Raw genomic sequence first — 15,718 nt, forward strand, 5'->3', positions numbered from 1 at the left:
AGCTAAATACGATTTACGAAGTTAGAACAATGAACGCACTAACTTTACAGTGGCACGATGCAGGTCAAGATAAAACTCAGAGCATTTACGAACAACAGCCAAGCCAAAATCGTGGTACTGTCCGCATTGGCCGTGATCCACTCCGGTGCGATATTGTTTTGAGTCACCCCACTGTCTCTGGTCTGCACGTTGAAATATTTTTTCATTACCAGCAACAGCGCTTTTATATCAGGAATTTGCGATCGCAAAATCCCCCCTTGATCGATGGACGGCAATTAGTGCAAGGTGAAGTGCCTTTAACTGAAGGCGCTAATATCTCTTTGGGACAAATACAACTTAAGGTTACTAAAATTTCCACAGGCAGTATTCCAGTAACAATTTTGCTGCCACCGCATCCATCAGTCCATATCGGATATCACCATCATTCACTAACACCCTCTGCACCACCGCTAGGAGTTTATGGCTTAGAATGCCCCAGATGTCATAAAGTTTCCCCAGGAGAGAATCTACAAATTGGCTGTCGTTGGTGTGGGACATCTTTGGCTGCGGCTGTGAGTGTATTAGTAACACCGAGTAGTTGAAATGAAAGGCAGGGGAAGTTCTAACTCTTAACTAATGACTAATGACAAATGACTTACAAATCCAATTGAGTTGGGAAGAACCAGCGACGGGTGAACGGCGAGAACCAAGGCTGAATATGCCGATCGCTTTTGGTCGAGAATTCGCTCGCTTACCTGCTGAACTCCGAGGAGTGCGCGTTTCTAGGATGCTGCTTAACAGTAACGAAGTTTCTCGCTACCATGCTCTAATTGACTGGGAACAAGATCATCTGGTAGTTATTGACCAAGGCAGCGTTAACGGTGTGTATGTCAATGGCCAACCACAAACGCGCAGTGTTTTGGTTAATGGCGATACGTTGCAAATTGGCCCATATCTAATCACAGTGACCTTTGCTGCTAACGTACCCGCACCAGATACCACCCCTCCTTCAACGATTCACTTCAACGCAAATACCAATCTTCCAGACCCTAGTTTGCCTGTAGCCCAGCCGCTAACGCCCTTGGCAAATAATTTCCCGCCACTAGCGTTTCAGGCGGAAAATGTTGCTGTGCAAGCACTTCATGGTACAGGTCTACCAGTAGATGAATCTGATTATCTAGCGATCGGAGCGGGACTGGGTAGCTTTGTTTGGGCTGATTTGCTGCGAATTAGTGGTGTACGTGCTGACAAAATTGTGGCTTTGGGATTAGAAGGAGAACCTTATGCTCGTTACAAGCGCCTTTGTTTGAATTCGCAAATTCCCTTATATGAAAGACTGCGATCAAATTCTGACTCTTGTCCTGATAATATTTGGGGCTGGCCTAGTTATGCCTTGCGTGAGGCTTGGCACGATTGCACTAAGAGGGAGATGAAGTCAGCATTCAAATATTTATGGCAAGTGTTTGCTGAACCAACATTTGCGGAAACTTATACACCCCGTGCAGGTAACGTCTTTGATTCCATAGACCGTGAGGCGAAGCGCATTGGTTGGAATCAAATTTATCGCTATGGGCGAGTTAGGGTAATTCGTAAAACTGATGATGGCAGGTATTGCGTAGCCTATTCTCGCGCCCCAGGAAATTATGCTTTTTTAGTTACTCGTTATTTACATTTAGCTACTGGGTATCCAGCAATTCAGTTTCTTCCAGATTTGCAAGCTTATAGAGAAAAATATCAAGATTTTAAATCTGTCGTGAATGCTTATGAAGCACACGATCATGTTTATGAGCAACTAGAGCGACATGGTGGTACGGTATTGATTCGTGGGCGGGGAATCGTGGCTTCGCGGATTGTGCAGCGCATTTATGAAGCAAGAAAACGAAATCAGAATATTGCAGTTTTGCATTTAATGCGATCGCCTAAACCTCAAGGCAACAAATTTCAAAATACCCAGCGCCTAGTCAAAAATCATTACGAATTTCAACCCTTTAACTGGCCTAAAGCCTGTTGGGGCGGTGAACTCCGGGCAATGTTAGAAAAAGCCACCCCCGATGAACGCAAACGCTTACTAGCAGACTGGGGTGGAACTACCACCGCCGACCGCCACGACTGGCAACAAATTACTGCCCAAGGGATCAGCGAAGGCTGGTATCAAATTACCTTTGGAGAGGTTTTGGATGTAGAACGAGATGCCCAAAACCGGACTATTACCCATATCCGAGAGCAAAACTTTGGGGAAATGAAATTGCTAGCTGATTTTATTGTTGATGCTACTGGACTGGATGCCAAAGTAGATGCTAATCCCCTTCTATCAGATTTGGTGAAACATTACAACCTCCCACTGAACCATCTAGGAAGATTGACTGTAGCAAACAATTTTGAGCTAGTAGAGATGCGTAGTGGCAAAGGTCAAATGTATGCTGCTGGGGCTATTACTTTAGGTGGCCCTTATGCCGCAGTTGATAGTTTCTTGGGCTTGCAATATGCTGCATTAGTTGCCGTTGATGGACTCGCCGCCACCCGTGCGCCTGGAATCCATCGTTTGAATAGTGTAAGTTCCTTTAGGCAGTGGTTGAAATGGGTGTTAAATCAGTCACCTTAGTCTCAGAAGGAAGAAGGCAGGATGAATACAGTATTTATCTTTTCATCTCGCTCATTTTTGCTCAACACCGATTAAGGTTCTACTAACACTGATGTACCAAGTTTAACCATTTCATACAGTTCACGGACATGCTCGTTATACATCCGAACACAACCAGCAGAAACTGCTTTTCCGACGGATGATCTATCAGGAGTGCCATGAAATCCAATGTATTCTCTGCCAACATTCCAAAACGCAATCCAGCGTTCTCCCAAAGGATTATTTTCACCCGGAGGAACTAAAATTCCAGTTTTAGGATTTGTCCAATCGGGGTTTTTCAGCATTTCAATAACTTTGAACTTCCCTATTGGCGTTTCCAACCCCGCTTTACCAACGGCTACTGGGTAACTAGCTTGTAAATTTTCTCCTTTATATACATACAGTTGCCGTGTACTTCTTTTAAGCACTAGACGGATGTGTTGTTTAGAAGCTATTGGAGTAGTTAATTTTCCTCTAGGAGGTGCTGGCTTCTCAATTGTCTTGTGGGAATCTGCACTTTGGCCAACAGTGACGTTAGCGTTATGTTGTGATTGCATCCAGAAATATAATCCAATTGCACCAAAAGCAATACCTAAACCAGTAGAAAGATACAGGCTATTCTTTATTACCTTAATTTTCATAAACTATCTGTCTTGATAATAGGCTTAAGAATAAGGATGGTCTAAATAAATCACGGCTATCAGGTTTACTTAGAACCCAATAGACAAGTTTTAGTTTCTCGTTGCACCTTCCTCTCGACTCTACCTTGCGTTAAACCACTATTTGGATAAATAAAAACATTTAGAATTAAAGAATTAACCAGATGATTTCTGAACTTTTGATTTTTGCCTTTCCAGTTTGCTCCTTGTTATCAATTTTTTCAGAAATCTATCTATTTTTATCCTCGTCTGATTGGGAAGTTTTGAGGTATTACAGGTACTTTTGGAGATGGTCTGGTAGGTCTTCTTATCGTTCTTTTTTGAACACTTTGTCTCTGTGGTGTGTATATTACTGGCCGAACCCGTGGTGTAGATTCTCGTCTAACACTGGCTCTTTCACGTCGTACAGACCGTTTTGCAGATTGTCTTCTACGAAGCGATTGATTTGGTTTAAAAGCTAATTGGTTACTTTTTGATTCTTCTATTGCTCGTCCTGCAACAGGCGGTTCACTAAATGTATTTTTATTTGGTTCTATTGCCCGGCCTGCGACAGGAATCTCTTGCGCCAGTAACCGTTGTGCTGGAAGACAACTTAAACTCACGAAAACAAATACAGCAGTGGTAGAAAGTATAAATTTCATTTTCTTTAATAAACCTTGGTTGTTAACTTACTTCACTTAAATACTGTTCAGAATGCCAAACTAAATTAATTAAATTTATGTCCGGACTATCGATAGTTAGTGTTGAATTCTTTGCATGATAAATTATTACTTCCTTCTAACTTATCTTCACGCCATGTTCCATCTTGCTCAGTCTTATCTTTAAAAACATATACTCCTCTTCCTTGACATCTATTGTTAACAAACGCTCCGATATATTCATTTTGATTTCTCAGTTTCAAACGTCCCAACCCTTGGAACTTATCACTTTGAAACTGACCTAAATAATAGTTAATATTACTTTCTACCGGATATGATAATTTTCCACATCCATTACGCTTATTATTCTTAAACGTTCCATAGTATTGAAAACCATTATTTTTAAAAATCATCAACCCTCTACCATTAGCTTCTTTTGTTTTTGGATTTATCTCTCCGTAGTATTTATAAATGCTAGTTTCCCACGTTGGTTTTCCTGTAGCTGGAGGAGGTGAGGATAGTTGTTGATCGTTATCACAAGGTAATGGTATTGTTGCGGAATCCGGTACAGTGTTTAATTCAGGAGTTGTGGTTGGTGTTATATCTGGTGTTGTTGTGGAATCTGGTGTTGTGGAATCTGGTACAGTGTTTGATTCAGGAATTGTTGGAGATGTTTGTTGCCCTAATATTTTTTGTATCGGAATAAAAGTTAAACTCGTGGAAATAAATAGACAAGAAAAAGAAAGTACGAATTTTATTTTCATAAATAAAATAACCTTTATTTTTAACTGTATTTACACTACCATTACTAATGGTAATAAACTAGGATTTAAAAAAAATTATATTACATAAATCAGCACAACCTCATTAAAATTCAGTATATGTTTTTAACGTATCAAAGCAATTAATTATCAATTCATAAAAGTCTAATATATAAAGGTAAACTTCTCTGAAACGAATTGACAAAATCTACATTTAATGTATTAACAATAAAATCTGATTTATGGTTCTATTGATTTCTATAAGATGATAGCGATGTTTACGACAAACTACGCCTACACCTAACTCATTCTCAATCAATAGGGGTTAATGCGATTACTTGTGTTTTTATTGAGATTAGGGCTTGTTTAATGAACAAGTGCGCTTGTACTGGCATAGAGGGTATCATCACTTAAGCCAATAAACTGAAATAATTAAAAATATTTTGGGCTAAAAAGCTGATATTGAAATAATAGGTGCTGAAGACTCCTTACATAACAAATTTTCACTTCCTTTTAACTTATCTTCATACCACAATCCATGTTGCTCAGTCTTATCTTTAAATACATATACTCCTCTTCCTTGACATCTATTGTTAATAAACCCTCCTATATATTCATTTTGATTTCTCAGTTTCAAACGTCCCATCCCTTGGAATTTATCATCTTTAAACTGACCTAAATAATAGTCTATATTCCTTTCCAACGGATATGATAATCTTCCACATCCATTACGTTGATTATTCTTAAAGTCTCCATAGTATTGAAAACCACTATTTTTAAAAACCATCAACCCTCTACCATTAGCTTCTTTTGTTTTTGGATTTATCTCTCCATAGTATTTATAAGTGCTAGTTTCCCACGTTGGTTTTCCTGTAGCTGGAGGAGGTGAAGATAGTTGTTTATCGTTATCACAAGGTAATGGAGAGAATTCTAAAGAAGTTGATGTTTTTGTAGGTACTGGTATGTTTGATTCAGAAGTTAATGGAGATGTTTGAGGCTGTTCTGTAATTAGTGGTTGGGGATTTGGAGGGTTTTGTTTTTGAGTATTTTCAGTAGAATTAGGTACTGCATACTTGAATGCGAGAAACACAAGTAAAACTACTCCACCTATTACCATCGCTTTCCAATGAGAGGGAAATCTCCAGCTTGCTGGCTTTAGTTTTGGTAATGGTCGAGGATGTGGCAATGAAGTGAGTGCTTGCAATGCTTCTGCTGCTGTTTGGTATCGCTGACTAAAGTTGTAACGTACCATTTTGGTTAAAATATTAGCCAGTTTATTGCTAATATTTGCCTCATGTTGCCAAATTATCTCTCCAGTTGCAGGGTCATCTTGGAAATCTTGAGGTGATTTTCCTGTCAAAGCTTGGATACCAATCACTCCCACTGCATAGATATCACTAGATAGTCTTGGCTTGGAATTAGCTTGTTCATTAGGCATATAACCATTGGAGCCAATAACAATAGTTGAACTAACTTGACCTTGAGTATCCGCACTCAAACCTTTAATTTCTTTAACTGCGCCAAAGTCAATCATCACAATCTTGCCATCATGACTACGACGCATCAGGTTTTGGGGCTTGATATCGCGGTGGATGATATTCTCCTGATGAACGACAATCAAAACTTGTAAAATTTCTTGTAAGAGTTTGACAACCTCAGCTTCACTCCATTGGCTCCCAGGTATTATTTCTGCGCTTAAGTTATACCCATCCACAAATTCTTGCACTAGATAAAACTCGCCGTTTTCCTCAAAATGAGCAAATAGTTTAGGTATTTGGTTGCTAAGGTTACCTAAACGGTATAAAACTTCTGCTTCACTCTCGAATAGTCGTCTAGCAACCAGCATAATTTCCTGTTCGGACGCTTTAGGCTTAAGCTGTTTCACGACACATTTGGGATGACTAGGTAAATCTATATCTTCTGCTATGTATGTGTCGCCAAACGAACCACTTCCTAAAAACTGTAAGATTTTATAGCGGTTACGAAGGACTATGCCTTTCATATTGTATTTTGCAGAGTATTTCGGTTGTACTTTAGATATTTTCTTATCTTAATCTATTAAGTTGTTATTATAGTCCCATCTGAAAGCAATTACCCACTGCTGTAAAGGAAGTGTGTTCATGGGTTTGTTCTTGTAAATCTTTATTAGGATATAGGTAACTACAAATATTCACAGCGCAATTCCTGAAAAGACTATACACAATTAACAAAATTTTTACAAGTTGTGATGAGTTCTGTAACTTCTTTATTTTAGACAACTCATTGATATTAATGAGCTTTAAATAGGGGCCTATTTTACTTTTATCAGAGTAAATTATAATAACAAAAGCTTAGAGGGGTCGAACTTTATACTAATTGCCTCACCATGAGCCGGATCATGGCAATAATGTAGATAAACGTCTCCGATGTTCCGGGTATAACCCATAGTCTGTAAACAATCGCCGATATCCTATCAGCCAGCCAAAAGTGCGCTCTATGACCCAACGTTTTTTGGACAATACAAAGCTTATGAGTTGTTTTGATCGCAGAATCACCTGTTTAACCTTATTAACCTTAGCAGCGATCGCTCATCAATTGGAACTTTAAATGGTGATGTCTAACGACAAGCCGCTGCGCGTCTACGCTCCTCTTCTCTCTTCTTTAGCGCTCTTTGCGTCCTTCTCTACGAGAGGCTTCTCTTTCAGAGATGCTAACGCGGACGTGGTTCGATTCTCATACTAATTGACAAAGTGCCTAGGCGTAGCCCGCCGTAAACATCGCCTAGCCTTTTGTTCCCAGATCAAAATTTGAAGTTCAGAAGCTCAAAGTCCATCCTCAAAAGCTCAAATAACGATACCTTACCGTAAGACCACTCCTTTTAAATAGTTTTTATGAAACAAATAGTATTTTTACCCCAAAGAGAGGAGATTTCCAAATGCAGACAAAGTAGAATCTAAAATAAAGTATATATACAAACTGTTTATGCAATGGGCTAATTTTCTAGCCAAAGAAGCTGCTACTCATGGCTTATCCCTAAAGCAAACAGCAGCGTTTCTAAAGTATTTTAAGACTGAAAATTTAGGTAAAAGTGAAGATAAACTTGCTAGCGAATTAAACGTTGATATTGCTGCTTTCAGAAAATGGATGGGTGAAGTATATAATAAGTTCGCCCAGAATTATCCTGAGTTAGCGATTTCCAACAGCCGGGACAAACTAGAAAACTTACAAGCTTACCTGACGGCAAAATATAATAGCGAATTTGATGCTCTCAAACCATTGGCAGCGATGAAATTATTAAAAACGCTGGTGGTTCGGGAAAGACTGCAACAAGAACCTTTGGTTGCGAGAAGAATTTGTAAATTTTTAGGATATTTGCCTTTAGCGTTAGAGTTAGTAGGGCGATATCTGGATAAAATGCCAGATTTGTCTCTGGAAACACTACTGAAAAGGCTAGAGCAAAAGCGAATAGAACATGAAGCAGAGGTCAATGATAATTCATTGATGACTTATGAATACGGTGTAGCTGAAGCTTTTGAGTTGAGTTGGGAACAGTTGGATGAAAATGCACAAAGCTTTGGCTGTTTGCTAAGTTTGTGTGCTATAGCTGACATTCCCTTATCTGTTGAGGTGATAGAAGATGACACAAAACAAGAACTCAATCAGAAAGCCATAGCCGATTTACTAGAATTGCATTTGCTACAACAGAAAAGTAAAGGAATTTATCGTCTAAATCCACTTATTCGTCAAATTTTCCAAATTAAGTTGGATAAGTCAAGCGAAGCGGATGAAGCAAAAACTAAATTTGCAACGATGATGTTAGAGGTAGCAAAACTAATTCCGCAACAGCCTAACTCTGAAGATATTCTTAACCTTACTTCACATATCCCGCACATTACAGAAGTTGGAACCCACCTATCTCAATATCTCAGTGATGAAAATCTAATTACTCTGTTTACCAAATTAGCTTGGTTTTATCAAGGTCAAGAACTTTATCAGCAAGCAGAATCTTGGTTGCAACAGTGTGTAAAACTGGCTCAAAATCGTCTTGGTTTAGAACATACTGATGTCGCTGCTAGTTTGAACCATTTAGCAGGACTTTACAAATCTACAAGACGTTATAGCGAAGCTGAACCCTTATATCAGCAAGCTTTAGAACTCAGAAAACGCCTACTGGGAGACAATCATCTTGATGTTGCCACTAGCCTAAACAATTTAGCATTACTCTATGAATCGGCAGGACGTTACAAGGAAGCCGAACCCTTACTTGAGCAAGCTTTAGAACTGAAAAAACGCCTGCTGGGAGAAGAACATCCCGATGTAGCCACTAGCGTCAGTTATTTAGCATTACTTTACGAATCTACAGGACGCTATAGCGAAGCCGAACTTTTGTATCAGCAAGCTTTAAAACTGTGGAAACGCCTAGTGGGAGAAGAACATCCCCATTTCGCCACTAATCTAAACAATTTAGCAGCATTGTACTGTTATACAGGACGCTACAGCGAAGCCGAACCCTTGCTTGAGAAAGCTTTAAAACTGAGAAAACGCCTGCTGGGAGACAACCATCTTGATGTCGCCACTAGCCTGAACAATTTAGCACAACTCTATGAATCTACAGGACGCTACAGCAAAGCCGAACCCTTGTATCAGCAAGGTTTGGAACTAAGCAAACGCTTGCTAGGAGACAACCATCCTGATGTTGCCATTAGCATGAACAATCTAGCAGCGCTCTACCGTCATACAAGGCGCTACAAGAAAGCCAAACCCTTATTTGAGAAAGCTTTGAAAATTTGTGAACGGACTTTAGGTGTCAGTCATCCTACTACTATGACGATTCGGGCAAATTATGCAAGCTTTTTAAGAGAATCATATCACTAGCGTAGACGCAAAGCGGCTTGTCGTTAGACATCGCTGGGCATAATTCATAATTCATAATTCATAATTCGTAATTAGTTAAAAGAATATCCCCCTCTTCACCAGCGAAGAAGGGGTTAAATTTTACTTACATCCTAAAGACTGGCGAGTATCTACACCAGTTTTAGAATTAACACCACTTGCATTAACACAAAGTTTTTTCACTTGCGTCCCATCTAAAATTGCATTCGTAAAATCAGCACCTGTGACATTTACATCATCAAAAATAGAACGCAGCATCATGGCATCAATAAACACAGCATCAGTTAAATCAGCATCCTTAAACTTTGTTAGATAGGCTATGCCTTCACTAAAATCAGTACCATGCAGATTTACTCCCTCCAGGAGACTACCGTTAAACACGACACCACGTAAGTCAGCATTGCTAAAATTAGCATTCTCTAATTTGAGATTGGTAAACTCAGTACCAACTAAGCTTTGACCAGAGTAATCCTTGCCCTTGAGTTCATCATTACCCACAGAACGGGTAATACTAGAAGAACTTGCAGCTTGCGCCGATAGGGGAAACCAAAAAAGAAGCATAGCTAAAACAAAGCTAGCTATTATTCGCCAATATTTCATAATGTCTTCTTAATAAATCTCAACAATTGCACCATTAACTATTAAACCTCACAGAAGGGGACAAGGGGAAAAGGAGGGGGATGAGGGAGCAGGGGAGCCAAGGGAGACAAGGGGACAAGAGGTGAGAAATTGAAACAAGTCTTTCCCCTTGTCCCCAAGTTCTCTTACCCATGCCCAATGCCCCATTCCCAAATTCAATACACAAGACTGTAAAACCAGAAAGCATCTCGTAGGATTATAGATGTTGAGGTGCGATGCCTAACGGCAAGTTGCTCCGCATCTACGCAAAATTACCTGTGGCTAATCAAGAAGACAACGCCCAATCTCTGGCGCAAACCCCTTTATATCAAGTGGGTGTAGAACTTAAAGCACGCTTTACCAGCTTTGGCGGTTGGCAAATGCCTGTGCAATTTAGTGGCATTAGCCGTGAACACGAAGCTGTAAGAAATACAGCCGGAATGTTCGATATTTCCCACATGGGCAAATTTACCCTCCAAGGTAAAAACCTTATTTCCCAACTCCAGTCTCTAGTACCTTCAGACTTGAGTCGATTGCAAGCCGGTCAAGCACAATACACCGTCTTGTTAAATCTCCAAGCGGGAATTATTGACGATATCATTGTTTATTACCAAGGTGAAGATGCCACTGGGACACAGAAGGCATTCATCATCGTCAATGCGGCAACCTCCAGTAAAGATAAAGCATGGCTATTGCAACATCTTGACCTGGATAAAGTGCAATTCCAAGACCTTTCACCAGAAAAAGCCTTAATTGCTGTGCAAGGGCCAAAAGCGATTAAATATCTCCAGCCATTAGTGCAAGAAGACTTACAACCAATCAAAGCCTTCGGACATTTAGAAGCAACCCTACTAGGGAAACCTGCCTTCCTGGCCCGCACAGGCTACACCGGAGAAGATGGCTTTGAGGTGATGGTAGACCCAGATGTGGGGGTAGAATTGTGGCGAAGTCTCCATAAAGCTGGTGTTATCCCCTGTGGACTCGGTGCGAGAGATACTCTGCGCCTAGAAGCGGCTATGGCACTTTACGGACAAGATATCGATGATATCACTACACCCTTAGAAGCAGGTTTGGGGTGGCTAGTTCATTTAGATACCAAAGGCGATTTTATTGGTCGGGAAATTTTAGCACAGCAAAAAGCCGTTGGAGTGCAGCGTCGATTGGTAGGTTTGCAAACCCAAGGACGTAATATTGCTCGTCACGGCTATCAAGTGTTATCAGCAGGTAAAGTTGTGGGAGAAGTTTCCAGTGGCACTCTTTCGCCTACACTTGGTTATCCCATTGCCTTAGCTTACGTTCCTACTCAACTAGCATCCGTTGGTCAGCAGCTAGAAATCGAAATTCGCGGCAAAGCCTACCCAGCAGTTGTAGTTAAACGTCCCTTTTATCGGTCAAAAAATCGTGTCGCCAATTGATAAGCGTTAGGGTTTTTGAGGAATAATGTGTTGTGAGTTAGTCAATCTCCAGTAAGGTTCATTACCAGATATGGCTTGGATGACTGTTGGGGCAATTATTTTTTTGATAAGGGAGAGGAAGTGATATGTCTTTTGAATATCCTCAAGATTTCAGATACTTGGATTCTCATGAGTACGTGCGGCTAGATGGCGAAATTGCCACCATTGGCATTACTGAGTTTGCCGTACATGAATTGGGCGATATCGTCTTTTTGGAACTGCCAGAAATTGGCGACGCTCTTACTAGGGGAGAAAACTTTGGCACAATTGAATCAGTGAAAGCCGTTGAAGAACTGAATTCACCAGTAACAGGAACAGTTGTAGAACGTAATGAAGCCTTAATTAATTCTCCTGAAGAAGTTTCAGAAGACCCCTACGGGGAAGGGTGGTTTTTAAAAGTACGCGTCAATGACCCTGGTGAAGTTGAAGATGCCTTGACAGCAGATGAGTATCGGGCGCAAGTAGAAGGAGAGTAGGGAGTAGGGAGTAGGAGAGAGGAGGATGAGGAGGAAAAGCTAAAATTTTCTCCCTTGTCTCCCTCATCTCCGATTCCCCTTATCTCCACCCGAAGATAAGTTATGAAATTTAGATGAACTGAAAAATTACACCTACTTCTCATGAGTATTTATTGCAAAATATGAAATAGTACTATCTGGAGAGTAATTTGTGGTATTGAACGCCCCTATTCTCAAGTCTCATGAGCAGCAAGTGCTGGACGAAAAAAGTCAAAAGTTAAGTAGTTTTGCGCCAAGGCACATTGGTCCTAACTCTGATGATATCCAGCAAATGCTTAAGGTTTTGGGGTTTCCCAGCCTGGATGCTCTAATCGACCAAACAGTTCCACAGGCAATTCGGCTGAAGCAACCGCTAAAGTTACCAGAAGCAGAAAGTGAGTATGCAGCACTGACATCCTTAAAAAAAGTTGCTGCCAAAAATCAGGTTTTTCGCTCATACATTGGTATGGGATATTACAACAGTATTACCCCACCTGTGATTGGGCGCAATATCCTAGAAAACCCCGGTTGGTATACTGCCTACACTCCTTATCAGCCAGAAATTGCCCAAGGGCGACTGGAAGCGCTGCTAAATTTCCAAACCTTGATTATCGACTTAACAGGTTTGGAAATCGCCAATGCTTCGTTACTTGATGAAGCCACAGCCGCAGCCGAAGCGATGAGCCTAAGCTATGGTGTTTGTAAAAACCAGGCAAATGCCTATTTCGTCTCTGGTGATTGTCATCCCCAAACTATCGACGTGTTACAAACACGTGCTAAACCATTAGGGATTAAGATCATTGTCGGCGATCATCAAACATTTGATTTTGCTCAACCAATTTTTGGGGCTGTTCTGCAATACCCCGCTAGTGATGGCACCATTTACGACTACCGCGCTTTTATAGAAAAAGCCCATGCTAAGGGTGCATTGGTAACGGTAGCAGCAGATCCTTTAAGTTTAACTTTGCTCACCCCTCCTGGAGAATTTGGCGCTGATATTGCTGTCGGTAGTACCCAGCGCTTTGGTATTCCGTTGGGGTTTGGGGGGCCTCATGCGGCATACTTTGCTACGAAGGAAGAGTATAAACGGCTGGTTCCAGGGCGAATTGTGGGAGTATCAAAAGATGCTCAAGGTAAGCCTGCATTGCGTCTGGCGTTGCAAACCCGTGAACAGCACATCCGCCGCGAAAAAGCTACTAGTAATATTTGTACTGCACAGGTGCTACTGGCAGTGATGGCGAGTATGTACGCGGTATATCATGGTCCTGCTGGACTGAAGCAAATTGCTGAAAACATCCACTCCTTGACGGTGTTGCTGGCACAAGGACTGAAACGTTTGGGTTACAGTGTTGTTTCCGAATCTTTCTTTGATACGCTGCGAGTAGAAGTGGGAACACATAATTTAGAAGATATTCTGGCAAATAGCGAACAACTTCAAATTAACTTGCGGATTTTTGATGCAACTGCTGTAGGTATATCGCTGGATGAAACAACTACAGTTGATGATGTGCTTCACATCTTAGCAATCTTCGCAGGCGAAAATGAACTACCCTTCAGCTTAGAAGAATGGTTTTCTCCGCTTCTCTCTATTTCCCCCTCCCCCCATCTTCCCCTCCCCCGTACCAGCACCTATCTTACCCATCCCGTTTTTAACCGCTATCATTCAGAAACTGAGTTATTGCGCTATCTGCACAAACTAGAAAGCAAGGACTTGTCGCTAACAACATCGATGATTCCTTTGGGTTCTTGCACAATGAAGTTGAATGCGACTGCTGAAATGATTCCGGTAACTTGGGAGGAATTTGGCAAAATTCATCCATTTGCCCCTGCGTCGCAAACTCAGGGTTATCAAATGCTATTTAAGCAACTTGAGAAATGGTTAGCTGAAATTACCGGGTTTGCTGGTATTTCTCTGCAACCAAATGCTGGTTCTCAGGGTGAATACGCTGGACTTTTAGTAATTCGTCAATATCACGAAAATCGGGGTGAAGCACACCGCAACGTCTGTTTAATTCCTACTTCGGCACACGGGACAAATCCGGCGAGTGCTGTGATGTGCGGGATGAAGGTAGTAGCAGTTGCCTGTGACTCACAAGGTAATATTGACGTTGATGACTTGAAGGCTAAGGCAGAAAAACATAGCAATCAATTAGCCGCCTTAATGGTGACATATCCCTCAACTCATGGTGTTTTTGAGGAGCCAATTCAGGAAATCTGCGCTATTGTCCATAGTCATGGTGGCCAAGTTTACATGGATGGGGCAAATATGAACGCCCAAGTAGGGATTTGCCGTCCTGGAGATATTGGCGCGGATGTTTGCCATTTAAACTTGCATAAAACCTTCTGTATTCCTCATGGCGGCGGTGGCCCTGGTATGGGGCCTATTGGGGTAGCCTCTCATCTCGTGCCTTTTCTCCCCGGACATCCTGTGGTAGGAACTGGTGATTGGGAACTGGGGACTAGGAAAGAAGAAATTCCCAATCCCCAATCCCCAGTACCCAGTACCCAGCATATTGGTGCTGTTGCTGCTGCACCTTGGGGTAGTGCGAGTATCTTGGTGATTTCTTGGATGTATATCGCCATGATGGGTGCAGATGGTTTGACCAAAGCAACTAAGGTAGCGATTCTCAATGCTAACTACATTGCTAAGAGACTGGAATCGTACTATCCGGTTTTGTATCAGGGGAAAAATGGTCTAGTTGCCCATGAATGTATTTTAGATTTACGATCGCTGAAAAAATCAGCTGCGATCGAAATTGATGATGTTGCCAAGCGTCTCATAGACTACGGTTTCCATGCACCGACTGTCTCCTGGCCTGTAGGGGGTACAATCATGGTGGAACCTACAGAAAGTGAATCTAAACAAGAGTTGGATCGTTTCTGCGATGCGTTGATTTCTATTCGCCAAGAAATTGCTGAAATAGAATCAGGCAAGGTGGATACCCAAGATAATGTTTTGAAGAACGCACCCCACACTGCCGAAAGTCTTATCACTGGAGAATGGCAGCATTCTTATTCTCGTGAACAAGCTGCCTACCCTGCGCCTTGGACTCGTGAATATAAATTCTGGCCGGCTGTCGGTCGCATTGATGCAGCTTTTGGCGACAGGAATTTTGTTTGTTCTTGTCTGCCAATGGATGCTTATTAAAATCAAGTGAAGAGTTAGAGATTATATCATGTCCACTTGATTACTTAATTAACCCCCAACAACCCCATCCCGACGTAGCTTTGTCAGTGTGGGGTTTTTGACTAAAAGTAGTAACAGTGGTCACATTAACACTAAGGATAGTACTTGACAAGACGGTAACACCCACGATCGCAAGTAGTTACACAGATACATATATTTTATCTATACCATGAGCTTGAGCGATCGCTAGAGAATATGCAAGTGTGCGTCCATAAAAAGGATAAGGTTTAAAAGTTACGTACATTTGCAAAAAGTCGAAAGCTTTGCCTTAAATCTGGTAAAGTGCATCAGCCTCAGCATTGCGTTTTGTAGATGCCTACGTGTATCATTAAACTACTATAGGACTAATATTTGATTTCTGAAAAAGCTCCGTACATTTGAAGAGTGGTAAAATCAAAGGTAGTGTGTCGGATAAACCACTCAAACATCCACTTCA

11 protein-coding genes and 1 pseudogene are annotated in these 15,718 nt (G+C 41.3%); 6 read left to right on the forward strand and 6 right to left on the reverse strand.

What is annotated here, in order from left to right:
• The first annotated feature begins 29 nt into the window (after positions 1-29).
• The gene (locus tag H6G26_RS18315; protein WP_190730604.1) at positions 30-581 is read left to right on the forward strand and encodes an FHA domain-containing protein; all 552 of its coding nucleotides are present in this window, start codon (positions 30-32) and stop codon (positions 579-581) included.
• Between the two features lie 41 nt (positions 582-622).
• Positions 623-2,581, forward strand: coding sequence for an FHA domain-containing protein (locus H6G26_RS18320; protein ID WP_190730605.1), 1,959 nt, complete (start codon positions 623-625; stop codon positions 2,579-2,581).
• Between the two features lie 71 nt (positions 2,582-2,652).
• Here H6G26_RS18320 and H6G26_RS18325 read toward each other — a convergent pair whose 3' ends face one another.
• The 5 genes and pseudogenes from H6G26_RS18325 to H6G26_RS18345 all read right to left on the reverse strand — a co-directional run.
• The gene (locus H6G26_RS18325; RefSeq protein WP_190730606.1) at positions 2,653-3,240 is read right to left on the reverse strand and encodes a L,D-transpeptidase; all 588 of its coding nucleotides are present in this window, start codon (positions 3,238-3,240) and stop codon (positions 2,653-2,655) included.
• Positions 3,241-3,497: 257 nt separating this feature from the next.
• A complete protein-coding gene (locus H6G26_RS18330) occupies positions 3,498-3,899 on the reverse strand; it encodes a hypothetical protein (RefSeq protein WP_190730607.1) in 402 nt (133 codons plus the stop codon).
• 86 nt (positions 3,900-3,985) lie between these two features.
• A complete protein-coding gene (locus H6G26_RS18335; protein ID WP_190730608.1) occupies positions 3,986-4,660 on the reverse strand; it encodes a hypothetical protein in 675 nt (224 codons plus the stop codon).
• A 445-nt stretch (positions 4,661-5,105) separates the two neighbouring features.
• Positions 5,106-6,659: a protein kinase gene (locus H6G26_RS18340; RefSeq protein WP_190730609.1), complete on the reverse strand. Its 1,554-nt coding sequence runs from the start codon at positions 6,657-6,659 to the stop codon at positions 5,106-5,108.
• Positions 6,660-7,003: 344 nt separating this feature from the next.
• Positions 7,004-7,191: pseudogene (locus H6G26_RS18345) on the reverse strand (transposase); the annotation flags it as partial.
• Positions 7,192-7,618: 427 nt separating this feature from the next.
• Between H6G26_RS18345 and H6G26_RS18350 the strand changes: the two are divergent.
• On the forward strand, positions 7,619-9,511 hold the full coding sequence (locus H6G26_RS18350; RefSeq protein ID WP_190730611.1) for a tetratricopeptide repeat protein: 1,893 nt from the start codon (positions 7,619-7,621) through the stop codon (positions 9,509-9,511).
• 120 nt (positions 9,512-9,631) lie between these two features.
• On the opposite strand, the gene H6G26_RS18355 is transcribed toward H6G26_RS18350, so the two are convergent.
• Positions 9,632-10,129, reverse strand: coding sequence for a pentapeptide repeat-containing protein (locus H6G26_RS18355; protein WP_190730612.1), 498 nt, complete (start codon positions 10,127-10,129; stop codon positions 9,632-9,634).
• A 296-nt stretch (positions 10,130-10,425) separates the two neighbouring features.
• On the opposite strand from H6G26_RS18355, the gene gcvT reads away from it, so the two are divergent.
• The 3 genes from gcvT (at position 10,426) to gcvP (ending at position 15,243) form a co-directional block, all read left to right on the forward strand.
• On the forward strand, positions 10,426-11,562 hold the full coding sequence (gcvT, locus tag H6G26_RS18360; protein ID WP_190730620.1) for a glycine cleavage system aminomethyltransferase GcvT: 1,137 nt from the start codon (positions 10,426-10,428) through the stop codon (positions 11,560-11,562).
• A gap of 125 nt (positions 11,563-11,687) precedes the next feature.
• Complete coding sequence (gcvH, locus tag H6G26_RS18365; RefSeq protein ID WP_190730613.1) at positions 11,688-12,077, forward strand: glycine cleavage system protein GcvH; 390 nt, start codon at positions 11,688-11,690, stop codon at positions 12,075-12,077.
• Positions 12,078-12,267: 190 nt separating this feature from the next.
• Complete coding sequence (gene gcvP / locus H6G26_RS18370) at positions 12,268-15,243, forward strand: aminomethyl-transferring glycine dehydrogenase (RefSeq protein ID WP_190730614.1); 2,976 nt, start codon at positions 12,268-12,270, stop codon at positions 15,241-15,243.
• The last annotated feature ends 475 nt before the right edge of the window (positions 15,244-15,718 follow it).

This window comes from Nostoc sp. FACHB-888 (assembly GCF_014696655.1).
GTDB lineage: Bacteria > Cyanobacteriota > Cyanobacteriia > Cyanobacteriales > Nostocaceae > Nostoc.